Origin of the sequence: Polaribacter reichenbachii (assembly GCF_001975665.1) — a bacterium.
Taxonomy (GTDB): domain Bacteria; phylum Bacteroidota; class Bacteroidia; order Flavobacteriales; family Flavobacteriaceae; genus Polaribacter; species Polaribacter reichenbachii.
The window spans coordinates 327,090-349,303 of the sequence record NZ_CP019419.1 but is presented as its reverse complement, the minus strand read 5'-3'; the positions used below and the strand labels follow the sequence as shown (position 1 = coordinate 349,303).

Below are 22,214 nucleotides of genomic sequence, written 5' to 3'. Positions count from 1 at the left end.
TTAGTTAAGTCAAATATGAAAAAATAAAATAAACTAACAATAAAAAATTATGAAAAAAATGTTAAAAATGTTAAAATGGTAAAAATAATTAGTTAAAAATAAGTAAATGATAATTTAAATTTAAAAAAATGTCTTCCAATTGACATTTAGTTGAGGATTCTTTAATTTAAAACTGTCATTTAAACTATTACCAATTACTGTGTTTAAGTTAAATATGGAATTGTTTTTTTTAAATCGATATCCTAACCCTAAACCTAATAATTTATTATCTTTTAGAATTCCATAGTCTGTGATACTATAAAAGTATGAAGTGTTTGAGTTGAGGTGTCTTAATTCTAAATTAAAATAGGAGTAACTATTTGTAAAAATACTTTGTTCGTTAAAACCTCTTAGTGAATTAGATCCTCCGATTCTAAAAATTTCGTTATCTAAATAAGTAGTAGAGTTTAAATGTCCTGAAACGTTTTTTACAAAGAAACTGTTCCGTCTGTTTATGTCCCAAATATAAGAGGTAGATGCTTCTATCTTAAATTGATTAGTGTTTGTATTGTTGTGCTTTCTTGTTCCAAAAGTCGGATTAATTTCTAGTGAAAACTTGTTGTTAAAGAAATAATCATTTTTAGGGATATTATAACTGAATTGTAATCCAAAGAAGTTGTTGTTAAATGTTGCTACATTGTTGTTTATTGATTCTTCTAAATTATCGGATGATTCAGAGTTATATGTTGCAGCAATTTTAATTTTAGAGTTGATGTTATAAGATAATTTTGAATCAAATTTGGTGTTTAGAAAAGTTGAATCTTGTTTGTAAATTGATAATGATACAAATGGTGTAAATTTAGAATTGAAAATATAAGGTGTTTCTGAACTAAGTGTAAATTCTTCTCTCTCATTGCCAATGCGATTCCAAAATAGCTCAAATTTTTCACCAGTGTTTAAAATGTTATTTAGTTTGAGGTCTAGGTTTCCATTAAATAAAACACCACCATCTTCTTTTGATGCAAAATTTACAATACCATCAAAACTGTTATTTTGCAATTTTTTAAGATACATATATATTAAGGTAGAATCTTTTGTAAATAATACTTCAGGCGATTTTATTTCTTCTATAAAATCTAGGTTTTTTGAGTAGTCAGAAATTTGTTTTATTTTTTTTGATTAAAAACAGTGTTTGGTTTTATGTTAAAATAATTTTTTAAATATGATTTTGGGAAATCTTCATACCCTTTAATAATTATTTTGTTAATGATTCTTTTTTTAGATTGATAAATATTCAAATCTGCATATAGAATATTTTTTTTTATTACAACATCTTTTAATCGAACTTTCGAAAAGGATTTGCCTTGCTTTTCTAGGTTCATAGAAATATTAGAAAGTGAAGTCTCTAATTCATTTATAGAGATTGAAATTTTTTTATCAATAATTTCAATATTACTTAATGTAAGATCTGTAATATGAGATGTATTTAAAATAGCTTGTGTAATTTTGTTTTTTAAAGAAATGTAAACAGAATAGTTAGATTTTTCTTTTTTGATACTATCTATAGTGTTTGTGAAGTATCCAATGTTTTTCAAATAATTAGAAATTCTATTTACTTCATTAATAATTGAAACAGAATCATTATGTTTTTTTTGATATTCTATTTTTTCAATTACAGATTGCTCGCTTTTTTTTAGAGAAGTAATTTTGAGTGATAAATCTTGTGCCAAAGTTGTATTCACTAATAATAAAGCAAAAATAGTTAGTAAGTATGTGGTTGGGTTTCTTTTCAATCTGAATTAAATATGTGATTCAAATGTAATTTAAAATCATAAAAAACTACGAATAAAAAATGATTAACAAAAAATAACTCACTGATATTTGAATAATTAGAAATTAATCGTACATTTGCGCACTCTTAAAAAAGAGCAAAGTTTAATTATAAACGAAAAACAGTAATTATTTAGTATGCCAACTATTCAACAATTAGTTCGTAAAGGAAGAACCAAAATAACTAAGAAGAGTAAATCGGCTGCTTTGTCGTCTTGTCCTCAAAGACGTGGAGTTTGTACTCGTGTTTATACTACAACACCAAAGAAACCTAATTCAGCAATGCGTAAAGTTGCTAGAGTTAGATTAACAAATGGTAATGAGATAAATGCATACATTCCAGGTGAAGGACATAACTTACAAGAGCACTCGATAGTATTAGTTAGAGGTGGAAGGGTAAAAGATTTACCAGGTGTTAAATATCACGTGGTACGTGGAGCATTAGATACAGCAGGTGTTGAGGGAAGAACTCAACGTAGGTCTAAGTATGGTGCAAAACGCCCAAAAAAGTAAAATTAGTAACTTTTTTAATGTAAAGACATGAGAAAAAGAGCAGCAAAAAAAAGAGTCTTATTACCAGATCCAAAGTTTAATGATCAGTTAGTAACGCGTTTTGTGAATAACTTGATGTGGAGTGGTAAGAAGTCAGTAGCGTTTAAGGTATTTTATGATGCAATGGATATCGTAGAAGAAAGAAAAGGTGAAGGAGAAGAAAAAACAGCCTTAGAAATTTGGAAAGAAGGTTTATCTAATGTAATGCCTCACGTAGAAGTAAGATCTCGTAGAGTAGGTGGTGCAACATTTCAAATTCCAATGCAAATTAGACCAGATAGAAAAGTGTCTATGGCAATTAAATGGATGATTTTGTATACTCGTAAGAGAAACGAAAAAACTATGGCACAGCGTTTAGCTGCTGAGATTTTAGCTGCGGCTAAGGAAGAAGGAGCTGCTGTTAAGAAAAGAGTAGATACACATAAAATGGCAGAAGCCAATAAAGCATTCTCACACTTTAGATTTTAATAATAATGGCTAGAAATTTAAAATTTACTCGTAATATTGGAATTGCAGCACATATTGATGCTGGTAAAACTACAACTACAGAACGTATTTTGTATTATACAGGTGTTTCTCATAAAATTGGAGAAGTTCATGATGGTGCAGCAACTATGGACTGGATGGAGCAAGAGCAAGAAAGAGGTATTACAATTACTTCTGCTGCTACAACTTGTACGTGGGAATTTCCAATTGAAAATGGAGCAAAAACACCAGATACTAAAGGATATCACTTTAATATAATTGATACTCCTGGTCACGTTGATTTTACTGTAGAAGTAAATAGATCTTTACGTGTATTAGATGGTTTAGTTTTCTTATTTTCAGCTGTTGATGGTGTAGAGCCACAATCTGAAACTAACTGGAGACTTGCAGATAACTATAAAGTGCCAAGAATTGGTTTTGTTAACAAAATGGATCGTCAAGGTTCAGACTTTTTAGGTGTTTGTCAACAAGTAAAAGATATGTTAAAATCAAACGCGGTGCCAATCGTTTTAAACATTGGTGACGAAGATGAGTTTAAAGGTGTTATTGATTTAGTAAAGAATCGTGCTATTGTATGGCATGATGAAACTCAAGGAGCAACATTCGATGTTATCGATATTCCTGAGGATATGAAAGAAGAGGCTCGTAAGTATCGTGCACTTTTAATTGAAGAAGTAGCAAGTTATGATGAGAATCTTTTAGAAAAATTTATGGAAGATGAAGATTCAATTACAGAAGAAGAAGTGCATGCCGCACTTAGAGCTGCTGTAATGGATATGGCTATCATTCCTATGATTTGTGGGTCTGCGTTTAAAAATAAAGGTGTTCAGTTCTTATTAGATGCTGTTTGTCGTTATTTACCATCTCCTACAGATAAAGAAGGCATTGTGGGTACAAATCCTGATACTGGTTTAGAAGAATTACGTAAGCCTGATGTAAAGGAGCCTTTTGCTGCTTTAGCTTTTAAAATTGCAACTGATCCTTTTGTAGGCCGTTTAGCATTTTTTAGAGCTTACTCAGGTCGTTTAGATGCAGGTTCTTATGTGTTAAACAATCGTTCAGCTAAAAAAGAACGTATTTCTCGTATTTATCAAATGCACGCTAACAAGCAAAATGCAATTGATTATATCGAAGCTGGAGATATTGGTGCTGCTGTAGGTTTTAAATCTATTAAAACAGGAGATACTTTAACTGATGAAAAGCATCCAATTGTATTAGAGTCTATGGATTTCCCAGATCCAGTAATTGGTATTGCTGTTGAGCCTAAAACGAAAGCAGATGTTGATAGATTAGGTATTGGTTTAGGTAAATTAGCAGAAGAAGATCCTACTTTTACAGTTCGTTCTGACGAAGCTTCTGGACAAACTATTATCTCTGGAATGGGAGAATTACATTTAGATGTAATTGTAGATCGTTTAAAGCGTGAATTTAAAGTTGAAGTTAACCAAGGTCAACCTCAAGTAGAATATAAAGAAGCTATTACAGCTGCTGCAGATCATAGAGAAGTTTATAAGAAACAATCTGGTGGTCGTGGTAAATTTGCTGATATTGTATTTACAATGGAGCCAGCAGATGAAGGTGTTCAAGGTTTACAATTTGAGTCTATTATTAAAGGTGGTAACGTTCCTAGAGAATTTGTGCCTTCTGTAGAGAAAGGATTCAAAGAAGCAATGAAGAATGGTCCTTTAGCTGGATACGAAATGGATTCAATGAAAGTAACTTTAAAAGATGGTTCTTTCCACGCAGTGGATTCTGATCAATTATCTTTTGAGTTAGCTGCAAAATTAGGTTATAAAGCTGCTGCAAAAGCTGCTAAAGCTAAAATTATGGAGCCTTTGATGAAGTTAGAAGTTTTAACTCCTGAGGAGAATATGGGAGATATTGTTGGAGATTTAAATAGAAGAAGAGGACAAGTTAACGATATGAGTGATCGTAATGGGTCTAAAGTTGTAAAAGCATTAGTACCGTTATCAGAAATGTTCGGTTATGTTACTGCTTTAAGAACTATGTCTTCTGGTAGAGCAACTTCTACAATGGAATTTTCACATTATGCTGAAACTCCTTCAAATGTATCTGAAGAAGTAATCGCAAAATCTAAAGGTTAATCGACTAAATAATATAAGATGAGTCAAAAAATTAGAATAAAATTAAAGTCTTACGATTATAATTTAGTAGATAAATCTGCTGAGAAAATCGTAAAGACAGTAAAAAGTACAGGTGCTGTTGTAAACGGACCAATACCTTTACCAACACATAAAAAGATTTTTACAGTTTTACGTTCTCCACACGTAAACAAAAAATCTAGAGAGCAATTTCAATTAGCTGCTTACAAAAGATTGTTAGACATTTATAGTTCTTCTTCGAAAACTATTGATGCTTTAATGAAGCTTGAGTTACCAAGTGGTGTTGAAGTTGAGATTAAAGTTTAAGTATTAGAATATTAACTTTCGGTTTAATTTTGTTAAACCGAAAGTTTTTTATACTTTTGCAACCCGAAATACAGTAGGGTACACTATTTTTTGATGTAAAAAATCAATAATAGTCACATGTCCAGAGCGTTTCGCGAAGGAAAAACGGAAAAACAAAATCAGCGTTGAATTTGTTTGCGCTGTTTTTTTTTAAGTGGAATTTGATGGATTAAGAGTGAAACAATTGTTTCAAAACAAATAATTATTAATAATAGACGCGCTGGATAAATATCTATCGTCTAAAATTTTAACTAAATGTCTGGGTTAATAGGTAGAAAAATTGGAATGACCAGCTTATTCGACGAAAATGGGAAGAATATTCCTTGTACAGTAATCGAAGCGGGTCCTTGCGTTGTTACCCAAGTCAGAACCGAAGAGGTTGACGGATACAATGCGTTGCAACTTGGTTTCGATGACAAAAAGGCGAAGAGTTCTAACAAAGCGTTAGATGGTCACTTTAAAAAAGCTGGCACCACTGCTAAGAAAAAAGTCGTTGAATTCCAAGGGTTTGAAGAGGAGTATAAATTAGGAGATGCTATTACAGTAGATCATTTTGAAGAAGGCGAATTCGTTGATGTATCAGGTTTGTCTAAAGGTAAAGGTTTTCAAGGTGTTGTAAAACGTCACGGTTTTGGTGGAGTTGGTCAAGCAACTCACGGTCAGCATAACCGTTTAAGAGCTCCTGGTTCAATTGGTGCTGCTTCTTATCCTGCAAGAGTATTCAAAGGAATGCGTATGGCAGGTAGAATGGGTGGAGAAAAAGTGAAAGTACAAAACTTAAAGGTATTAAAAGTAGTTGCTGAAAAGAACTTACTTGTTGTTAAAGGAGCTATTCCTGGACACAAAAATGCTTTTGTAACTATTCAGAAATAATGGAATTAGCAGTTTTAGATATTACAGGAAAAGATACAGGTAGAAAGGTTGAGCTTTCTAATGATGTATTTGGTATTGAGCCTAATGATCATGCAATTTATTTAGATGTTAAACAATACTTGGCTAACCAACGTCAGGGAACTCATAAATCTAAAGAAAGAGCAGAAATAACTGGTTCTACAAGAAAGATTAAAAAACAAAAAGGAACTGGTACTGCAAGAGCAGGTTCTATCAAGTCTGGTGTTTTTAGAGGTGGAGGTCGTATGTTCGGGCCAAGACCAAGAAATTATTCTTTTAAATTGAATAAGAATTTAAAGCGTTTAGCACGTAAGTCTGCTTTAAGTATTCAAGCAAATGATAAGAATTTAGTAGTAATCGAAGATTTAAATTTTGAGACTCCAAAGACTAAGAACTTTGTAGATGTTTTAAAAGCATTAGAATTAGATACTAAAAAATCTTTATTTGTTTTAGGTAATGATAATGCAAATGTGTATTTATCATCACGTAATTTAAAAAATTCTAAAGTAGTAAAAGCTTCAGAAATTAATACTTATGGTGTTTTAAATGCTAATAAAGTTGTTATTACTGAAAGTTCTTTAGAAGGAATTAACTCAAATTTAAGCAAATAGGGATATGAGTATTTTAATTAAACCTATTATTACGGAAAAAGCTACAAACGATAGTGAATTATATAATCGTTATACATTTGTAGTAGATAAAAAAGCTAATAAAATAGAAATTAAAGATGCTGTTGAAGCAACTTATGGAGTTTCTATATCAAGCGTAAAAACTTTAAATTATCCTATTCAAAGAAATACTAAGTTTACTAAAAAAGGTTTAGTAACTGGTGTTAAGAGTGGATATAAAAAAGCGATTGTGCAGTTAGCAGAAGGAGAAAGTATTGATTTTTATAACAATCTTTAAGAAAAGACAGAATGTCAGTTAGAAAATTAAAACCAATAACACCAGGTCAGCGTTTTAGAGTTGTAAATGGGTTCGACACCATAACAACTGATAAGCCGGAAAAGTCATTATTGGCACCGAAAAAAAGATCTGGAGGTCGAAACAATCAAGGTAGAATGACAACTCGTAATATTGGAGGAGGTCATAAACAAAGATATCGTATTATCGATTTTAAAAGAGATAAGAATGATATGCCTGCAACGGTTAAAACTATAGAGTACGATCCGAATCGTACTGCATTTATTGCTTTACTTAGTTATGCTGATGGTGAAAAACGTTATGTAATTGCTCAGAACGGTTTAAAAGTAGGTCAGACTATTGTATCAGGTAGTGGTGTTTCTCCAGAAATTGGAAATGCTATGCCTTTAAGTGAAATTCCTTTAGGAACTACAATTTCTTGTATAGAATTACACCCAGGTCAAGGAGCTGTTATGGCTCGTTCTGCTGGTTCTTTTGCTCAATTAATGGCAAGAGATGGTAAATATGCAACAGTTAAGTTACCTTCTGGTGAAACAAGATTAATTCTTTTAACTTGTTCTGCTACTATAGGAGTTGTATCTAACTCAGATCATCAATTATTAGTATCTGGTAAAGCAGGTAGAAGAAGATGGTTAGGTAGAAGACCAAGAGTTAACGCTGTAAGAATGAATCCAGTCGATCACCCAATGGGTGGTGGTGAAGGACGTTCTTCTGGAGGTCATCCAAGATCTAGAAATGGTATTCCTGCTAAAGGATTTAAAACTAGGTCTAAGACTAAAGCTAGTAATAAGTATATTATAGAACGTAGAAAGAAATAATAAGTTATGGCAAGATCATTAAAAAAAGGACCTTACGTTCACTATAAGTTAGAGAAAAAAGTGTTAGCTAATGTAGAAGCTGGTAACAAAACTGTAATCAAAACTTGGTCTAGAGCAAGTATGATTACTCCAGATTTTGTAGGACAAACTATTGCTGTTCATAATGGACGTCAGTTTGTACCAGTATATGTTACAGAAAACATGGTAGGGCATAAATTAGGCGAATTTTCACCAACTCGTTCTTTTAGAGGACACGCTGGTGCAAAAAATAAAGGAAAAAAATAGTAGGAAATGGGAGTTCGTAAAAAAAATATGGCAGATCAGTTAAAAGCAGATAGAAAGCAACGTGCTTTCGCTAAGCTTACTAACTGTCCTACATCACCAAGAAAAATGCGTTTAGTAGCAGATCAAGTAAGAGGAGTAGAAGTTGAAAAAGCTTTACAAATCTTAAAGTTTAGCCCTAAAGAAGCATCTATTAATTTAGAAAAATTGTTATTGTCTGCAATTGCAAACTGGCAAGCTAAAAATGAAGATGCAACTATAGAAGACGCAGGTTTATATGTGAAATCTATTTGTGTAGATAGCGCAGGAATGTTAAAAAGATTAAGACCAGCTCCACAAGGTCGTGCTCATAGAATTCGTAAGCGTTCTAATCACGTTACTTTAGAGTTAGGTAGCAAAAATTTAAGTAATTAATCAAAGTAGAAATGGGACAAAAAACTAATCCAATAGGAAATCGTTTAGGAATCATCAGAGGTTGGGAATCTAACTGGTATGGTGGAAATGACTACGGAGATAAAATTGCTGAAGATGATAAGATAAGAAAGTATATTAATGCTAGGTTATCTAAAGCAAGTGTTTCTAGAGTAATTATAGAGCGTACACTTAAACTTGTAACCGTTACTATCACTACTGCACGTCCAGGTATCATTATTGGTAAAGGAGGTCAAGAGGTAGACAAGTTAAAAGAAGAGCTTAAGAAAATTACTGGTAAAGAAGTTCAAATTAATATTTTTGAAATTAAACGTCCAGAATTAGATGCAAAATTAGTTGCAACTAGTGTAGCACGTCAAATTGAAAATAGAATTTCTTATAAGAGAGCTATCAAAATGGCTATTCAAGCAACAATGAGAATGAATGCTGAAGGGATTAAAATCCAAATTTCAGGTCGTTTAAATGGTGCAGAGATGGCGCGTTCAGAACATTTTAAAGAAGGTAGAATTCCTCTATCTACTTTTAGAGCTGATATTGATTATGCACTTGTAGAGGCTCATACTACTTATGGAAGATTAGGTATAAAAGTATGGATCATGAAGGGTGAAGTTTATGGTAAAAGAGAATTATCTCCATTAGTTGGCTTGTCTAAAAAGCAAGGTGGTAAAGGTGGTGACAGATCTAAACGTGGACCTCGTAGAAGAAAATAATTTTTAAAATTAGAAATTAAAAATGTTACAGCCAAAAAGAGTAAAATACCGTAAGGTACAGAAAGGCAAGGGAAATATGTCTGGTAATTCTCAAAGAGGAAATCAACTTTCTAATGGGATGTTTGGTATTAAATCCATAGATCAGAACTTATTAACTTCTCGTCAGATAGAGGCAGCTCGTATTGCAGCAACTCGTCATATGAAAAGAGAAGGTCAATTATGGATTAAAATATTTCCAGATAAACCTATTACCAAAAAACCTTTAGAGGTACGTATGGGTAAGGGTAAAGGAGCACCAGATCATTTTGTTGCAGTTATTAAGCCAGGTAGAATTTTGTTTGAAGTTGGTGGTGTACCAATGCACGTAGCAAAAGAAGCTTTACGTTTAGCAGCTCAGAAACTTCCAGTAAAAACGAAGTTTGTAATAGCAAGAGATTTTGATATTAACGCATAATTCTAAATAAAATGAAACAATCAGAAATTAAAGAATTATCTACAGCAGATCTTAATGAGAAGTTGGGAGCGTTGCAAAAGAATTATACCGATCTTAAGATGGCTCACGCAATAACTCCAATGGAGAACCCATTGCAATTGAGAAGCTTAAGAAGAACTGTAGCAAGAATTGCAACAGAATTAACAAAAAGAGAATTACAATAATTCTATAGTCAGTTTTAAAGATGGAAAAAAGAAATCTTAGAAAAGAGAGAATTGGTGTTGTTTCTAGTAGCAAAATGGAGAAATCTATTGTTGTATCTGAAACTAAAAGAGTTAAGCACCCAATGTACGGTAAATTCGTTTTAAAAACGAAAAAGTATGTTGCACACGACGAACAGAATGATTGCAACGAAGGAGATACTGTAAGGATAATGGAAACTAGACCTATGAGTAAATCTAAACGTTGGAGATTAGTAGAAATCCTAGAAAGAGCTAAATAATATGTTACAGACAGAATCAAGATTAAAAGTAGCAGATAATACTGGAGCTAAAGAAGTTTTAGTAATTAGAGTTTTAGGAGGAACAAAAAAACGTTACGCAAGTATTGGAGACAAAATTGTTGTATCAGTAAAAGCTGCAACTCCTAACGGAACTGTAAAAAAAGGTCAAGTATCTAGAGCAGTTGTTGTAAGAACAAAAAAAGAAGTTAGACGTAAAGATGGATCATACATTAGATTTGATGATAATGCTTGTGTACTTTTAAATCCTACTGAGGAAATGAGAGGAACACGTGTATTTGGTCCTGTAGCTCGTGAACTTCGTGAGAAACAATTCATGAAAATAGTATCATTAGCACCTGAAGTGCTTTAAATCGTTATATAAGATGAAGAAGTTCAAATTAAAATCAGGAGATACTGTAAAAGTAATTGCAGGAGACAACAAAGGATCTGAAGGTAAAGTTTTACAAATTATCAAGGATAAAGATAGAGTATTAGTAGAAGGTGTAAACTTAGTATCTAAGCATACAAAACCTAGTGCTCAAAATCCTCAAGGTGGTATTGTAAAAAAAGAAGCATCTTTACACATCTCTAACGTTATGTTAGTAGAAGAAGGTGTTGCTGTAAGAGTTGGTTATAATGTTGATGGAGATACTAAAACTAGAATCTCTAAAAAAACTAAAAAATAGTAGTAATCATGAGTTACGTACCAAGATTAAAAGCAGAATACAAAGAAAGAGTTATGAAAACTCTTACTGAAGAATTCAGTTATAAGAATGTAATGCAAGTGCCTAAATTAGAAAAGATTGTTGTTTCTAAAGGAGTTGGTGCTGCTATTGCAGATAAGAAATTAATAGATTATGCTGTAGAAGAATTGACTAAAATTACTGGTCAAAAAGCAATTTCTACGATGTCTAAAAAAGATGTTGCATCATTTAAATTACGTAAAGGAATGCCAATTGGTGTAAAAGTTACGTTAAGAGGTGATAAAATGTACGAATTTTTAGATAGATTAGTTACTGCATCTTTACCACGTGTTAGAGATTTTAACGGTATAAAAGCTAATGGATTTGATGGGAGAGGTAATTACAATTTAGGTATTACTGAACAAATCATCTACCCAGAAATAAATATTGACCAAGTTAAGAAAATTAACGGTATGGATATTACATTTGTAACATCTGCAAATACTGATAAGGAAGCAAAGTCATTATTAGGAGAATTAGGTTTACCATTCAAAAAAAATTAAGAAATGGCTAAAGAATCAATGAAAGCTCGCGAACGTAAAAGAGCAAAAACAGTTGCAAAATATGCAGAAAAGAGAAAAGCTTTAAAAGAAGCTGGAGACTATGAAGCATTGCAAAAATTACCAAAAAATGCATCACCAGTAAGAATGCATAATAGATGTAAGTTAACTGGCCGTCCAAAGGGATATATGAGACAATTTGGTATATCTCGTGTAACGTTTCGTGAAATGGCAAATCAAGGATTAATACCAGGTGTTAAAAAAGCAAGTTGGTAGAAATTTTAAATAAAGCTTAAAAATAAAAATAGAATGTGTATCTTTGCACGCTCTATTTTTTTTGAGTATAAGAATTTTAACTGATTATAGGTTCATTTATCACAGTGAAATCTGTAGCATAAATAGAGGTAATTGAAAACCGTAATCGCAATTTTATATTAATATGTATACAGATCCAATCGCGGATTTTCTTACAAGAGTAAGAAATGCAATCGCAGCAGGACACAGAGTAGTAGAAGTGCCAGCTTCTAATTTGAAGAAGGCAATGACTAAAATTTTGTTCGATCAAGGGTATATTTTAAGTTACCAGTTCAATGACAATAAGGTGCAAGGAACTATTAAGATAGCTTTAAAATATGACAGAGACACAAAAGAGTCAGTAATTAGAAAAATTCAACGAATCAGTACACCAGGTTTACGTAAGTATGTTGGTTCTGCAGAGATGCCAAGAGTTTTAAACGGACTTGGAATTGCTATTGTTTCTACATCTAAAGGTGTAATGACAAACAAAAAAGCACGTCAAGAAAATGTTGGAGGAGAAGTTTTATGTTACGTTTATTAAATCTTGAAAGATGAGTAGAATTGGAAAAAACCCAGTTAGCATCACACAAGGTGTAGATGTAAACATTAAAGAAAACGTAATCACTGTTAAAGGGAAATTAGGCGAGTTATCTCAAACTATTTCTAACGGAATTTCAGTGAAAATAGAAGATGCAACTATCACTTTAGAGAGAGCATCAGAAAGTAAAGACCATAAAGCACAACATGGTTTAATGAGAGCTTTAATCGCTAATATGATTGAAGGTGTTTCTAAAGGATGGACTAAAGAATTAGAATTGGTTGGTGTAGGTTATAGAGCCTCTAATCAAGGACAAAAATTAGATTTAGCTTTAGGTTTCTCTCATAATATTGTTTTAAACTTAGCTCCAGAAGTAAAAGTTGAAACTGTATCAGAGAAAGGGAAAAACCCAATCATTAAATTATCTTCATTTGACAAACAATTAGTAGGTCAAGTTGCTGCAAAGATTCGTTCTTTCAGAGCTCCAGAGCCATATAAAGGTAAAGGTGTGAAGTTTGTTGGTGAAGTATTAAGAAGAAAAGCAGGTAAATCTGCATAAGATATAGCACTATGGCATTATCAAAATTACAGAGAAGAGCTAGAATTAAGCGTAGAATTAGAAAGATTATTTCTGGTACAGCTACTAAACCAAGATTATCGGTTTATAGAAGTAACAAAGAAATTTACGCTCAATTAATAGATGATGTAAACGGAGTAACATTAGCTTCAGTTTCATCAAGAGATATAAAAGCAGCTACTAAAGCTGAGGCAGCAACTGCAGTTGGTAAAACAATAGCAGAAAAAGCTGTTAAAGCAGGAGTAGAAACAGTTGCTTTCGATAGAAATGGTTATTTATACCATGGTAGAGTTAAAGTATTAGCAGACGCTGCAAGAGAAGCTGGTTTAAAATTTTAAGAAATTATGCAAGGTTATAAAAACGTAGAAAGAGTTAAGCCAAGTGGATTAGAGCTTGTAGATAGATTAGTTGGTGTACAACGTGTAACTAAAGTAACAAAGGGTGGTAGAGCATTTGGTTTCTCTGCTATTGTTGTTGTTGGCGATGGTAATGGTGTTGTTGGTCACGGATTAGGAAAATCTAAAGATGTTTCTTCTGCTATTGCAAAAGCAGTAGAAGATGCTAAGAAAAATTTAGTAAGAATACCAATTTTAGAAGGTACTTTACCTCACGAACAAAAAGGTAAATTTGGTGGAGCAAAAGTATTCATCAAACCTGCTTCTCCTGGTACAGGGGTTATTGCTGGTGGTGCAGTTCGTGCAGTATTAGAATCTGTAGGTGTACATGATGTATTATCTAAATCACAAGGATCTTCTAACCCTCACAATGCAGTAAAAGCAACTTTTGATGCTTTATTACAATTACGTAGTGCTGCTGCAATTGCGAAACAAAGAGGTGTTTCTTTAGAAAAAGTATTTAACGGATAAATCTAAGAACGATGGCAAAAATTAAAGTTACACAAGTAAAAAGTCAAATCGGGCGTCTTAAGAATCAAAAGAGAACTTTAGAGGCATTAGGTTTACGTAGATTAAACCAGACAGTTGAGCATGAGGCAACTCCATCAATTGTTGGTATGGTAAATAAAGTTTCACATTTAGTTTCTGTAGAGGAATTAAAATAAGATATTTAAAATGAGTAGTTTACACAACTTAACACCAGCAGAAGGATCTGTTAAAAAAGAGAAAAGAATCGCACGTGGTGAGGGTTCTGGTCATGGAGGTACTTCTACAAGAGGTCACAAAGGGGCAAAATCTCGTTCAGGTTATTCTAGAAAAATCGGTTTTGAAGGTGGGCAAATGCCACTTCAAAGACGTGTTCCTAAATTTGGTTTTACGAACATTAACCGTAAAGAATATCAAGGTATCAACTTAGATAAGTTACAAGCTTTAGTTGATAGTGGTAAGATAACTGATACAGTAGATTTAGATATTTTAATTGCTAATAGATTAGCAGGAAAAAACGACCTAATTAAAATTTTAGGTGGTGGAGAATTAAAAGCTAAATTAAACATAACTGTACATAAATATACAGCATCAGCAAAGGCAGCTATTGAAGCAGCTGGAGGAGAAGCTGTAACTTTATAAGATTCCGTAAATGATGAATTTAATTAATAGATTAAAAGAGATTTTTAGTATTGAAGAATTAAAAAACAAAATTCTTCTAACTATCGGTTTAATTGCTGTATATCGTTTTATGGCATCTGTTCCTTTACCTGGAATCGATCCATTGCAATTAGCAGCTTTAAAAGATAGTACTTCAGGTGGTCTTTTAGGATTATTGAATGCATTTACAGGAGGGGCATTTGCTAGAGCGTCTGTTATGGCACTTGGTATTATGCCTTATATTTCTGCATCTATTGTGGTTCAGTTAATGGGAATTGCGGTTCCTTACTTACAGAAACTACAAAAAGATGGAGAAAGTGGACGTAAGAAAATTACACAAATAACGAGATGGTTAACTATTGGTATTACATTGGTGCAAGCACCAACGTATATTACTGCTATTAAAACTCAATTTGGTTTAGGCCCAGAAGCATTTTTAGTACCAGGAGTTACTTTTTGGGTATCATCAATTATTATCCTTACAGCAGGTACAATTTTTGCTATGTGGTTAGGAGAGCGTATTACAGATAAAGGAGTTGGTAATGGTATTTCATTATTAATTACTGTTGGTATTATCGCTAACTTTCCTGCAGCATTTTTACAAGAATTTGTTGCTAAAACAACAAATGCTGGTGCAGGAGGTATTATGATGATTTTAATTGAAATCATAGTTTGGTTTGTAGTAATTTTATTATCTGTATTATTGGTTACTGCTGTTCGTAAGATTGCAGTACAATATGCCAGAAGAACAGTTGCAGGAAATATTCAAAATGTTGCAGGTTCAAGAGATTATATTCCTTTGAAATTAAATGCAGCAGGTGTTATGCCAATTATTTTTGCACAAGCAATTATGTTTTTACCAGTTGCTTTAGCTCAAAAATTTCCATTTATGGCAAGTTTACAAGATATAAATGGATTGGGTTATAACATTATTTTTGCTTTATTAATTATCATTTTTAGTTATTTCTATACAGCTATTACTATTCCAACGAATAAAATGGCAGATGATTTAAAAAGAAGTGGTGGTTTTATACCAGGAATTAGACCAGGTAAAGACACTGCAGATAGATTAGATTCTGTATTATCTAGAATTACATTCCCAGGATCTATATTTTTAGCTGCACTATCTATTTTACCAGCAGTTGTAGTTCAGTTTGGTGTACAACAGAGTTGGGCAATGTTTTATGGTGGTACATCATTAATCATTATGGTTGGTGTTGCAATTGATACCTTACAACAAATAAATTCATATTTATTAAATCGTCATTATGATGGTTTAATGAAACCAGGAAATAGTAACAGAAAATCGAATAAGTAAAATGGCTAAACAACCCGCAATTCAACAAGATGGAACAATTACAGAAGCATTATCTAATGCAATGTTTCGTGTAGAGTTAGAAAACGGACATATTGTAACGGCTCACATTTCAGGTAAGATGCGTATGCATTATATCAAATTATTACCAGGTGATAAGGTAAAATTAGAAATGAGTCCTTATGATTTAACAAAAGCAAGAATTACTTACAGATACTAAAAAAATATACAGATGAAAGTTAGAGCATCAGTTAAAAAAAGAAGTGCCGACTGCAAAATAGTACGCAGAAAAGGTAGATTATATGTGATTAATAAACAAAATCCTAGATTTAAACAAAGACAAGGGTAATGGCAAGAATAGCAGGTATTGATATTCCAAAGAATAAAAGAGGAGTTATTGCTTTAACTTACATCTTTGGTATAGGAAACAGTAGAGCTAAAGAAGTTTTAGCTAACGCAAAAGTTGATGAAAGTATTAAAGTTCAAGATTGGACTGATGATCAAATCGCAGCAATTAGAGAGCAAGTAGGTACTTTTACCATAGAAGGTGAATTACGTTCAGAAGTTCAAATAAACATCAAACGTTTGATGGATATTGGATGTCAGAGAGGAATCCGTCATAGAATGGGATTACCTTTAAGAGGTCAAAGAACAAAAAACAACTCTCGTACTAGAAAAGGTAAGAGAAAAACTGTTGCTAACAAGAAAAAATAAGTTAGTGATTAACCTAGTTATGGTTTAGTGTGCCGTATTTAATAATACAATTTACTAAACATAATAACTAAACATTTAATATTATGGCAAAAGCAAGTGCAAAAAAACGTAAAGTAATAATTGATGCAATAGGTGAGGCTCACGTAACAGCATCTTTTAATAACATCATTATTTCTTTAACAAATAAAAGAGGAGACGTAATTTCTTGGTCGTCTGCAGGTAAAATGGGTTTTAGAGGTTCTAAAAAGAATACTCCTTATGCAGCTCAATTAGCAGCAGAAGACTGTGCAGGTGTTGCAAAAGAAGCAGGTTTACGTAAAGTAAAAGTTTATGTAAAAGGACCTGGAAATGGTAGAGAATCTGCTATTAGATCTTTACACAATGCAGGTATCGAAGTAACAGAAATTATTGATGTTACTCCAATTCCTCATAATGGATGTCGTCCACCTAAAAGAAGAAGAGTATAATTTGAATTTTATTCAAATTGGATGCTGAACTAGTTTCAGCATCTTCTTATTACATTAAATATTATATTTTAACTTGATAGGATAAAGATTAGCGAAGGATAAGCCTTAATTCATAATCCCTATCTATAACACAAAAGAAATGGCAAGATATACAGGACCAAAAACTAAAATTGCTCGTAAATTTGGTGAAGCAATTTTTGGAGAAGACAAAAACTTCGAAAAAAGAAACTTTCCTCCAGGACAGCATGGAAATGCAAGAAGAAGAGGAAAAAAATCTGAATATGCAACTCAATTAATGGAGAAGCAGAAAGCTAAATATACTTATGGTATTTTAGAGCGTCAATTCAGTAACTTATTTAAAAAAGCATCAGCTTCTCAAGGAATTACTGGTGAGATTTTATTACAATTATGTGAATCTCGTTTAGATAACGTTGTTTACAGAATGGGTGTTTCTAACTCTAGAAGTGGAGCTCGTCAATTAGTATCTCACAGACACATCACTGTTAACGGAGAAATCGTTAACATACCTTCTTATAGTTTAAAAGATGGTGATGTAGTTGCTGTAAGAGAAAAATCTAAATCTTTAGTAGCTATCGAAGATGCATTAGCATCTAACAGTACTGTTTACGAATGGTTAACTTGGAATAATGATACTAAATCTGGAACTTTTGTAAAAGCACCAGAAAGATTACAGATTCCTGAAAACATCAAAGAACAATTAATAGTAGAATTATATTCTAAATAATAATTTAATCATATTGGTATTTAGCCAAAGGGTTAGTTCGTATTTCTTCACACTTACAAACCGCGCAACTAAATAACAATTAAAACGAAGAAACAAATGGCAATTTTAAATTTTCAGAAACCAGATAAAGTAATTATGATTGAATCTACCGATTTTACAGGTAGATTTGAATTCAGGCCATTAGAACCAGGTTTTGGTTTAACTGTGGGTAATGCTTTAAGAAGAGTTTTATTATCTTCTTTAGAAGGTTTTGCAATTACATCATTAAGAGTAGATGGTGTAGAGCATGAGTTTTCTACAGTTCCAGGAATCGTAGAAGATGTTACAGAAATTATCTTAAACTTAAAACAAGTTCGTTTTAAGAAACAAATAGACGAAACTGATAGAGAAACTGTATCTGTTTCAGTATCTGGTCAAGAGCAGTTTACTGCTGGAGATTTACAGAAATTTATTTCTGGTTTTCAAGTATTAAACCCAGATTTAGTTATTTGTAATATGGATAAATCTGTAAAATTAAATGCAGAAATTACCATAGAAAAAGGTAGAGGATTTGTACCTGCAGAAGAAAATAAAAAAGCTTCGGCACCAATTGGTACAATCTTTACAGATTCTATCTACACACCAATTAAGAATGTAAAATATGCAATCGAAAATTATCGTGTAGAGCAAAAAACGGATTATGAAAAATTAGTTTTCGATATCGATACTGATGGATCAATTAATCCTAAAGACGCATTAACAGAAGCAGCAAAAATATTAATTCACCACTTTATGTTATTCTCTGATGAGCGTATCACTTTAGAGGCTGATGAAATTGCACAAACTGAAACATATGATGAAGAATCATTACATATGCGTCAATTATTAAAAACTAGATTAATCGATATGGATTTATCTGTTAGAGCTTTAAATTGTTTAAAAGCTGCAGAAGTAGATACATTAGGAGATTTAGTTTCTTTTAACAAAAGCGATTTAATGAAGTTTAGAAACTTTGGTAAAAAATCATTAACAGAACTAGAAGAATTAGTTATTGTTAAAGGATTAAGTTTCGGAATGGATTTAACAAAATACAAATTAGATAGAGATTAACCTTTCATATTTTGCTCCTCAAAAAGGGTAGATGCAAGATGAAAGCATAAAACAAACGTCACAATGAGACACGGAAAAAAACACAATCATTTAGGTAGAAAAACAGCGCACAGAAAAGCGATGTTAGCTAATATGGCTTGTTCTTTAATAGAACACAAACGTATTAACACTACAGTAGCAAAAGCAAAAGCATTAAGAGTTTTTGTAGAGCCATTAATTACAAAGTCTAAGTCAGATACAACTCACAATAGACGTGTTGTATTCTCTTATCTACGTGATAAATATGCAGTAACTGAACTTTTTAGAGAAGTTTCTGTAAAAGTTGCAGACAGACCAGGAGGTTATGTTCGTATTATTAAATTAGGAAACCGTCAAGGAGATAACGCTCCAATGGCAATGGTAGAATTAGTTGATTATAACGAAATCTATAATCCTAAAGGTAAACAAGCTAAGAAATCTACTCGTAGAAGTAGAAGAGGAGGTTCTAAAACAGAAGCTACTGCTCAAGTAGAAGAAACTTCAACTGAACAAAAATCAGAAGAATAAAAAATGAAAATTTTTTAGTTTAAATATTTTAAAAAGGGATAAGCATTTATGTTTATCCCTTTTTTATTGTCAACAAAAACTAATAACTCTTTGACTTTAAAAAAGACGATAATTCTTATTTTTGCAAAGTCAGAAAAATTATCACAACAAGAATGAAATATCAACAAAGAAAGAAAGCACTAGTATTATTAGCAGACGGAACAATTTTTTACGGTAAGTCTGTTGGAATAGAAGGGACTTCTACAGGAGAAATCTGTTTTAATACAGGTATGACAGGTTATCAAGAAATATTTACAGATCCATCTTATTTTGGTCAACTAATGGTTGCTACTAATGCACATATTGGTAATTATGGAGTAAATAACGAAGAAGTAGAATCGGATGGAATTAAAATTGCCGGTTTAATTTGTAGAAACTTTAGTTTTACACATTCTAGAGTAGATTCTAATGGTAATTTAAAAGATTGGTTTACAAAACATAATTTAGTAGCCATTTCTGATGTAGATACAAGAGCTTTGGTTTCTTACATTAGAGATAATGGTGCAATGAACGCAATAATTTCTACAGATGTAGATAATATTGATGCTCTTAAAAAGCAATTAGCTGCTGTACCAAGTATGGAAGGTCTAGAATTAGCATCTAAAGTATCTACTACTGAACCATATTTTATTGGTGATGAAAATGCGGATATTAAAATATCTGCTTTAGACATTGGTATCAAAAAAAATATATTAAGAAATTTAGCTAAAAGAGGTGCGTATATAAAAGTGTTTCCTTATAATTCAAGTTTTTCTGAATTAGAAGCATTTAATCCTGATGGTTATTTTATTTCTAACGGACCTGGAGATCCAGAACCATTGGTAGAAGCACAAGCTGTAGCCAAAGAAATTATAGAAAGAGATTTACCACTGTTTGGTATTTGTTTAGGACATCAAGTAATTGCACTATCGCAAGAAATTTCTACCTATAAAATGCACAATGGGCATAGAGGAATAAATCATCCTGTAAAGAATTTATTAACTGGTAAAGGAGAAATTACTTCTCAAAACCATGGTTTTGCTATTAATAGAGAAGAAACTGAAGCAAATGAAAATGTAGAAATTACTCATGTTCATTTAAACGATCATACAGTAGCAGGTATTCGAATTAAAGATAAGAATGCGTTTTCAGTACAATATCATCCAGAAGCAAGTCCTGGACCACACGATTCAGAATATTTATTCGATCAATTTATAGCTAATATTAAAGCATCAAAAAAAGTTTTATCGTAACATTTACGTTGATGGTCTAATGTTAAGTGTTATTTATCTATATTATATTGGTCGAAACAAAGATTTGAACTATATTTGAACCGTGGTTGAGAAATCACATTCTTTTTCATAGCAATTTTCCCACTCAGTTTTCTGAGTGGGTTTTTTATTTTAATAATAGTAATCGTTTTCGTAATTAATCAAATACATATAATAATAAACTTATTACATTTTCGTAAATTAGCACAGTAATAAAAGATTAAATTAATTAAACAAACATCATAAAAATGAGCATTATTATTAGCGTTCACGCACGTCAAATTTTTGATTCAAGAGGTAACCCAACTGTAGAAGTAGATGTAACTACTGAAAATGGGATTTTAGGTAGAGCAGCAGTACCATCTGGAGCATCTACAGGAGAACATGAAGCAGTAGAATTAAGAGATGGAGGAAAAGATTATATGGGTAAAGGAGTCTTAAAAGCTGTAGATAATGTAAATAGCATTATTGCAGAAGAACTTTTAGGAGTTTCTGTTTTTGAACAAAATGCTATCGATAAATTAATGATAGATTTAGATGGTACACCAAATAAATCTAAATTAGGAGCTAACGCAATTTTAGGTGTTTCTTTAGCAGTAGCTAAAGCTGCAGCAAATGAGTTAGGTATGCCATTATATAGATACGTTGGTGGTGTTTCTGCTAATACATTACCTGTACCAATGATGAACATTATTAATGGTGGTTCTCATTCAGATGCTCCAATTGCATTTCAAGAATTTATGGTAATGCCAGTAAAAGCTGAAACTTTTTCTGAAGCTATGAAAATGGGTTCTGAAATTTTCCATAACTTAAAGAAAGTTTTACACGATAGAGATTTATCTACAGCTGTAGGAGACGAAGGTGGTTTTGCGCCAACTTTAGAAGGTACAGAAGATGCTATCGAAACAATTGCTTTAGCTGTTAAAAATGCAGGTTATTCATTTGGTGACGAAGTTAAAATCGCTTTAGATTGTGCTGCTGCAGAATTTTATGTTGATGGAGCTTACGATTATACAAAATTTGAAGGAAGTAAAGGTGTTGTAAGAACTAGCCAAGAACAAGCAGATTATTTAGCTGAATTAGCTGGTAAATATCCTATTATTTCTATTGAAGATGGTATGGATGAAAACGATTGGGAAGGTTGGAAATATTTAACTGATAAAATCGGAGATAAAGTACAATTAGTTGGTGATGATTTATTTGTTACTAATGTAGAACGTTTATCTAGAGGTATCGAAAACGGAATTGCAAATTCAATTTTAATTAAAGTAAACCAAATTGGTTCTTTAACAGAAACAATTGCTGCTGTAAATATGGCTAAAAATGCTGGTTTTACATCTGTAATGTCTCATAGATCTGGTGAAACTGAAGATAATACAATTGCAGATTTAGCTGTTGCATTAAACTGTGGACAGATTAAAACTGGTTCTGCTTCTCGTTCTGATAGAATGGCGAAATACAACCAATTATTAAGAATTGAAGAAGAATTAGCAGAAACTGCTTATTTTCCAAAAGAAAATGCATTCAAAATATAACTAAGATTTTA

At 32.1% G+C, this 22,214-nt stretch carries 36 protein-coding genes; 34 read left to right on the top strand and 2 right to left on the bottom strand.

Features of this window, described 5'->3' with window-relative positions; translation table 11 throughout:
* Positions 1 to 120 precede the first annotated feature (120 nt).
* Together BW723_RS01600 and BW723_RS01595 are read right to left on the bottom strand one after the other, a co-directional pair.
* The gene (locus BW723_RS01600; protein ID WP_157578327.1) at positions 121 to 1,038 is read right to left on the bottom strand and encodes a ShlB/FhaC/HecB family hemolysin secretion/activation protein; all 918 of its coding nucleotides are present in this window, start codon (positions 1,036 to 1,038) and stop codon (positions 121 to 123) included.
* A 107-nt stretch (positions 1,039 to 1,145) separates the two neighbouring features.
* On the bottom strand, positions 1,146 to 1,772 hold the full coding sequence (locus BW723_RS01595; RefSeq protein ID WP_076686303.1) for a hypothetical protein: 627 nt from the start codon (positions 1,770 to 1,772) through the stop codon (positions 1,146 to 1,148).
* A 175-nt stretch (positions 1,773 to 1,947) separates the two neighbouring features.
* On the opposite strand from BW723_RS01595, the gene rpsL reads away from it, so the two are divergent.
* The 34 genes from rpsL to eno all read left to right on the top strand — a co-directional run bounded on the left by rpsL (position 1,948) and on the right by eno (position 22,203).
* A complete protein-coding gene (gene rpsL, locus BW723_RS01590) occupies positions 1,948 to 2,322 on the top strand; it encodes a 30S ribosomal protein S12 (RefSeq protein WP_018943587.1) in 375 nt (124 codons plus the stop codon).
* A 27-nt stretch (positions 2,323 to 2,349) separates the two neighbouring features.
* Positions 2,350 to 2,829 carry a 30S ribosomal protein S7 gene (gene rpsG / locus BW723_RS01585; protein ID WP_068363273.1) on the top strand — a complete coding sequence of 160 codons (480 nt, stop codon included), beginning with the start codon at positions 2,350 to 2,352 and terminating at the stop codon, positions 2,827 to 2,829.
* A 5-nt stretch (positions 2,830 to 2,834) separates the two neighbouring features.
* Positions 2,835 to 4,952, top strand: coding sequence for an elongation factor G (gene fusA / locus BW723_RS01580; RefSeq protein WP_068363276.1), 2,118 nt, complete (start codon positions 2,835 to 2,837; stop codon positions 4,950 to 4,952).
* 18 nt (positions 4,953 to 4,970) lie between these two features.
* Complete coding sequence (gene rpsJ, locus BW723_RS01575; RefSeq protein WP_068363283.1) at positions 4,971 to 5,276, top strand: 30S ribosomal protein S10; 306 nt, start codon at positions 4,971 to 4,973, stop codon at positions 5,274 to 5,276.
* 294 nt (positions 5,277 to 5,570) lie between these two features.
* The gene (gene rplC / locus BW723_RS01570; RefSeq protein ID WP_068363286.1) at positions 5,571 to 6,188 is read left to right on the top strand and encodes a 50S ribosomal protein L3; all 618 of its coding nucleotides are present in this window, start codon (positions 5,571 to 5,573) and stop codon (positions 6,186 to 6,188) included.
* Positions 6,188 to 6,817 (top strand): 50S ribosomal protein L4, encoded by a 630-nt coding sequence (gene rplD, locus BW723_RS01565; RefSeq protein WP_068363288.1) that lies wholly within the window; start codon positions 6,188 to 6,190, stop codon positions 6,815 to 6,817. The genes rplC and rplD overlap by 1 nt, the downstream gene beginning before the upstream one ends.
* Before the next feature lie 4 nt (positions 6,818 to 6,821).
* Entirely contained in the window at positions 6,822 to 7,112 is a 291-nt protein-coding gene (gene rplW / locus BW723_RS01560; protein WP_068363293.1) for a 50S ribosomal protein L23, read from the top strand.
* A gap of 11 nt (positions 7,113 to 7,123) precedes the next feature.
* Positions 7,124 to 7,948 carry a 50S ribosomal protein L2 gene (rplB, locus tag BW723_RS01555; protein WP_068363297.1) on the top strand — a complete coding sequence of 275 codons (825 nt, stop codon included), beginning with the start codon at positions 7,124 to 7,126 and terminating at the stop codon, positions 7,946 to 7,948.
* 6 nt (positions 7,949 to 7,954) lie between these two features.
* Positions 7,955 to 8,233 (top strand): 30S ribosomal protein S19, encoded by a 279-nt coding sequence (gene rpsS / locus BW723_RS01550; RefSeq protein WP_015482224.1) that lies wholly within the window; start codon positions 7,955 to 7,957, stop codon positions 8,231 to 8,233.
* Positions 8,234 to 8,239: 6 nt separating this feature from the next.
* Positions 8,240 to 8,644, top strand: coding sequence for a 50S ribosomal protein L22 (rplV, locus tag BW723_RS01545; RefSeq protein ID WP_068363299.1), 405 nt, complete (start codon positions 8,240 to 8,242; stop codon positions 8,642 to 8,644).
* An 11-nt stretch (positions 8,645 to 8,655) separates the two neighbouring features.
* Positions 8,656 to 9,372, top strand: a complete 717-nt coding sequence (gene rpsC / locus BW723_RS01540; protein WP_068363302.1) for a 30S ribosomal protein S3 — start codon at positions 8,656 to 8,658, stop codon at positions 9,370 to 9,372.
* Positions 9,373 to 9,394: 22 nt separating this feature from the next.
* Positions 9,395 to 9,826 (top strand): 50S ribosomal protein L16, encoded by a 432-nt coding sequence (rplP, locus tag BW723_RS01535; protein ID WP_068363304.1) that lies wholly within the window; start codon positions 9,395 to 9,397, stop codon positions 9,824 to 9,826.
* Positions 9,827 to 9,837: 11 nt separating this feature from the next.
* Positions 9,838 to 10,029 carry a 50S ribosomal protein L29 gene (gene rpmC, locus BW723_RS01530; RefSeq protein WP_068363305.1) on the top strand — a complete coding sequence of 64 codons (192 nt, stop codon included), beginning with the start codon at positions 9,838 to 9,840 and terminating at the stop codon, positions 10,027 to 10,029.
* A 20-nt stretch (positions 10,030 to 10,049) separates the two neighbouring features.
* Complete coding sequence (gene rpsQ / locus BW723_RS01525; protein ID WP_015482229.1) at positions 10,050 to 10,307, top strand: 30S ribosomal protein S17; 258 nt, start codon at positions 10,050 to 10,052, stop codon at positions 10,305 to 10,307.
* Position 10,308: 1 nt separating this feature from the next.
* Positions 10,309 to 10,677: a 50S ribosomal protein L14 gene (gene rplN / locus BW723_RS01520; RefSeq protein WP_068363309.1), complete on the top strand. Its 369-nt coding sequence runs from the start codon at positions 10,309 to 10,311 to the stop codon at positions 10,675 to 10,677.
* A gap of 13 nt (positions 10,678 to 10,690) precedes the next feature.
* Entirely contained in the window at positions 10,691 to 10,993 is a 303-nt protein-coding gene (rplX, locus tag BW723_RS01515) for a 50S ribosomal protein L24 (protein ID WP_068363312.1), read from the top strand.
* 8 nt (positions 10,994 to 11,001) lie between these two features.
* Positions 11,002 to 11,553: a 50S ribosomal protein L5 gene (gene rplE / locus BW723_RS01510; RefSeq protein ID WP_068363317.1), complete on the top strand. Its 552-nt coding sequence runs from the start codon at positions 11,002 to 11,004 to the stop codon at positions 11,551 to 11,553.
* Positions 11,554 to 11,556: 3 nt separating this feature from the next.
* A complete protein-coding gene (gene rpsN / locus BW723_RS01505) occupies positions 11,557 to 11,826 on the top strand; it encodes a 30S ribosomal protein S14 (protein ID WP_068363324.1) in 270 nt (89 codons plus the stop codon).
* 163 nt (positions 11,827 to 11,989) lie between these two features.
* Complete coding sequence (rpsH, locus tag BW723_RS01500; protein ID WP_068363327.1) at positions 11,990 to 12,388, top strand: 30S ribosomal protein S8; 399 nt, start codon at positions 11,990 to 11,992, stop codon at positions 12,386 to 12,388.
* 10 nt (positions 12,389 to 12,398) lie between these two features.
* Complete coding sequence (gene rplF / locus BW723_RS01495) at positions 12,399 to 12,944, top strand: 50S ribosomal protein L6 (RefSeq protein ID WP_068363329.1); 546 nt, start codon at positions 12,399 to 12,401, stop codon at positions 12,942 to 12,944.
* Between the two features lie 11 nt (positions 12,945 to 12,955).
* Positions 12,956 to 13,300, top strand: coding sequence for a 50S ribosomal protein L18 (rplR, locus tag BW723_RS01490; protein WP_068363331.1), 345 nt, complete (start codon positions 12,956 to 12,958; stop codon positions 13,298 to 13,300).
* Between the two features lie 3 nt (positions 13,301 to 13,303).
* The gene (gene rpsE, locus BW723_RS01485; RefSeq protein WP_076686301.1) at positions 13,304 to 13,828 is read left to right on the top strand and encodes a 30S ribosomal protein S5; all 525 of its coding nucleotides are present in this window, start codon (positions 13,304 to 13,306) and stop codon (positions 13,826 to 13,828) included.
* Positions 13,829 to 13,839: 11 nt separating this feature from the next.
* The gene (gene rpmD / locus BW723_RS01480; RefSeq protein WP_068363336.1) at positions 13,840 to 14,022 is read left to right on the top strand and encodes a 50S ribosomal protein L30; all 183 of its coding nucleotides are present in this window, start codon (positions 13,840 to 13,842) and stop codon (positions 14,020 to 14,022) included.
* 10 nt (positions 14,023 to 14,032) lie between these two features.
* Complete coding sequence (gene rplO / locus BW723_RS01475; RefSeq protein ID WP_068363338.1) at positions 14,033 to 14,485, top strand: 50S ribosomal protein L15; 453 nt, start codon at positions 14,033 to 14,035, stop codon at positions 14,483 to 14,485.
* 13 nt (positions 14,486 to 14,498) lie between these two features.
* Positions 14,499 to 15,821, top strand: a complete 1,323-nt coding sequence (gene secY / locus BW723_RS01470) for a preprotein translocase subunit SecY (protein ID WP_068363341.1) — start codon at positions 14,499 to 14,501, stop codon at positions 15,819 to 15,821.
* Position 15,822: 1 nt separating this feature from the next.
* Complete coding sequence (infA, locus tag BW723_RS01465) at positions 15,823 to 16,038, top strand: translation initiation factor IF-1 (protein ID WP_068206835.1); 216 nt, start codon at positions 15,823 to 15,825, stop codon at positions 16,036 to 16,038.
* 12 nt (positions 16,039 to 16,050) lie between these two features.
* Positions 16,051 to 16,167 carry a type B 50S ribosomal protein L36 gene (ykgO, locus tag BW723_RS01460; RefSeq protein WP_004568720.1) on the top strand — a complete coding sequence of 39 codons (117 nt, stop codon included), beginning with the start codon at positions 16,051 to 16,053 and terminating at the stop codon, positions 16,165 to 16,167.
* Positions 16,167 to 16,532, top strand: coding sequence for a 30S ribosomal protein S13 (rpsM, locus tag BW723_RS01455; RefSeq protein WP_068363342.1), 366 nt, complete (start codon positions 16,167 to 16,169; stop codon positions 16,530 to 16,532). The genes ykgO and rpsM overlap by 1 nt, the downstream gene beginning before the upstream one ends.
* 83 nt (positions 16,533 to 16,615) lie before the next feature.
* Positions 16,616 to 16,999 carry a 30S ribosomal protein S11 gene (rpsK, locus tag BW723_RS01450; protein WP_068363343.1) on the top strand — a complete coding sequence of 128 codons (384 nt, stop codon included), beginning with the start codon at positions 16,616 to 16,618 and terminating at the stop codon, positions 16,997 to 16,999.
* A 139-nt stretch (positions 17,000 to 17,138) separates the two neighbouring features.
* Complete coding sequence (rpsD, locus tag BW723_RS01445; protein WP_068363346.1) at positions 17,139 to 17,744, top strand: 30S ribosomal protein S4; 606 nt, start codon at positions 17,139 to 17,141, stop codon at positions 17,742 to 17,744.
* Between the two features lie 96 nt (positions 17,745 to 17,840).
* Positions 17,841 to 18,833, top strand: coding sequence for a DNA-directed RNA polymerase subunit alpha (locus tag BW723_RS01440; RefSeq protein ID WP_068363348.1), 993 nt, complete (start codon positions 17,841 to 17,843; stop codon positions 18,831 to 18,833).
* Positions 18,834 to 18,896: 63 nt separating this feature from the next.
* Positions 18,897 to 19,379 (top strand): 50S ribosomal protein L17, encoded by a 483-nt coding sequence (gene rplQ, locus BW723_RS01435; protein WP_068363352.1) that lies wholly within the window; start codon positions 18,897 to 18,899, stop codon positions 19,377 to 19,379.
* Between the two features lie 152 nt (positions 19,380 to 19,531).
* Positions 19,532 to 20,650 (top strand): glutamine-hydrolyzing carbamoyl-phosphate synthase small subunit, encoded by a 1,119-nt coding sequence (gene carA / locus BW723_RS01430; RefSeq protein WP_068363354.1) that lies wholly within the window; start codon positions 19,532 to 19,534, stop codon positions 20,648 to 20,650.
* 266 nt (positions 20,651 to 20,916) lie between these two features.
* Complete coding sequence (gene eno / locus BW723_RS01425) at positions 20,917 to 22,203, top strand: phosphopyruvate hydratase (RefSeq protein WP_068363357.1); 1,287 nt, start codon at positions 20,917 to 20,919, stop codon at positions 22,201 to 22,203.
* The last annotated feature ends 11 nt before the right edge of the window (positions 22,204 to 22,214 follow it).

Coding starts and splice junctions, on each gene's coding strand:
- infA (WP_068206835.1), top strand. CDS start 15,823: ATGGCTAAACAACCCGCAATTCAACAAGATGGAACAATTACAGAAGCA.
- rpmC (WP_068363305.1), top strand. CDS start 9,838: ATGAAACAATCAGAAATTAAAGAATTATCTACAGCAGATCTTAATGAG.
- rplV (WP_068363299.1), top strand. CDS start 8,240: ATGGGAGTTCGTAAAAAAAATATGGCAGATCAGTTAAAAGCAGATAGA.
- rpsS (WP_015482224.1), top strand. CDS start 7,955: ATGGCAAGATCATTAAAAAAAGGACCTTACGTTCACTATAAGTTAGAG.
- rplD (WP_068363288.1), top strand. CDS start 6,188: ATGGAATTAGCAGTTTTAGATATTACAGGAAAAGATACAGGTAGAAAG.
- rplQ (WP_068363352.1), top strand. CDS start 18,897: ATGAGACACGGAAAAAAACACAATCATTTAGGTAGAAAAACAGCGCAC.
- fusA (WP_068363276.1), top strand. CDS start 2,835: ATGGCTAGAAATTTAAAATTTACTCGTAATATTGGAATTGCAGCACAT.
- rplP (WP_068363304.1), top strand. CDS start 9,395: ATGTTACAGCCAAAAAGAGTAAAATACCGTAAGGTACAGAAAGGCAAG.
- rplN (WP_068363309.1), top strand. CDS start 10,309: ATGTTACAGACAGAATCAAGATTAAAAGTAGCAGATAATACTGGAGCT.
- rpsC (WP_068363302.1), top strand. CDS start 8,656: ATGGGACAAAAAACTAATCCAATAGGAAATCGTTTAGGAATCATCAGA.
- BW723_RS01440 (WP_068363348.1), top strand. CDS start 17,841: ATGGCAATTTTAAATTTTCAGAAACCAGATAAAGTAATTATGATTGAA.
- rplX (WP_068363312.1), top strand. CDS start 10,691: ATGAAGAAGTTCAAATTAAAATCAGGAGATACTGTAAAAGTAATTGCA.
- ykgO (WP_004568720.1), top strand. CDS start 16,051: ATGAAAGTTAGAGCATCAGTTAAAAAAAGAAGTGCCGACTGCAAAATA.
- rpsG (WP_068363273.1), top strand. CDS start 2,350: ATGAGAAAAAGAGCAGCAAAAAAAAGAGTCTTATTACCAGATCCAAAG.
- rpsQ (WP_015482229.1), top strand. CDS start 10,050: ATGGAAAAAAGAAATCTTAGAAAAGAGAGAATTGGTGTTGTTTCTAGT.
- rplB (WP_068363297.1), top strand. CDS start 7,124: ATGTCAGTTAGAAAATTAAAACCAATAACACCAGGTCAGCGTTTTAGA.
- rpsL (WP_018943587.1), top strand. CDS start 1,948: ATGCCAACTATTCAACAATTAGTTCGTAAAGGAAGAACCAAAATAACT.
- rpsN (WP_068363324.1), top strand. CDS start 11,557: ATGGCTAAAGAATCAATGAAAGCTCGCGAACGTAAAAGAGCAAAAACA.
- eno (WP_068363357.1), top strand. CDS start 20,917: ATGAGCATTATTATTAGCGTTCACGCACGTCAAATTTTTGATTCAAGA.
- rplR (WP_068363331.1), top strand. CDS start 12,956: ATGGCATTATCAAAATTACAGAGAAGAGCTAGAATTAAGCGTAGAATT.
- rplO (WP_068363338.1), top strand. CDS start 14,033: ATGAGTAGTTTACACAACTTAACACCAGCAGAAGGATCTGTTAAAAAA.
- rpsD (WP_068363346.1), top strand. CDS start 17,139: ATGGCAAGATATACAGGACCAAAAACTAAAATTGCTCGTAAATTTGGT.
- rpsK (WP_068363343.1), top strand. CDS start 16,616: ATGGCAAAAGCAAGTGCAAAAAAACGTAAAGTAATAATTGATGCAATA.
- rplW (WP_068363293.1), top strand. CDS start 6,822: ATGAGTATTTTAATTAAACCTATTATTACGGAAAAAGCTACAAACGAT.
- secY (WP_068363341.1), top strand. CDS start 14,499: ATGAATTTAATTAATAGATTAAAAGAGATTTTTAGTATTGAAGAATTA.
- rpsJ (WP_068363283.1), top strand. CDS start 4,971: ATGAGTCAAAAAATTAGAATAAAATTAAAGTCTTACGATTATAATTTA.
- rpsH (WP_068363327.1), top strand. CDS start 11,990: ATGTATACAGATCCAATCGCGGATTTTCTTACAAGAGTAAGAAATGCA.
- carA (WP_068363354.1), top strand. CDS start 19,532: ATGAAATATCAACAAAGAAAGAAAGCACTAGTATTATTAGCAGACGGA.
- rpsM (WP_068363342.1), top strand. CDS start 16,167: ATGGCAAGAATAGCAGGTATTGATATTCCAAAGAATAAAAGAGGAGTT.
- rplC (WP_068363286.1), top strand. CDS start 5,571: ATGTCTGGGTTAATAGGTAGAAAAATTGGAATGACCAGCTTATTCGAC.
- rplF (WP_068363329.1), top strand. CDS start 12,399: ATGAGTAGAATTGGAAAAAACCCAGTTAGCATCACACAAGGTGTAGAT.
- rpmD (WP_068363336.1), top strand. CDS start 13,840: ATGGCAAAAATTAAAGTTACACAAGTAAAAAGTCAAATCGGGCGTCTT.
- rplE (WP_068363317.1), top strand. CDS start 11,002: ATGAGTTACGTACCAAGATTAAAAGCAGAATACAAAGAAAGAGTTATG.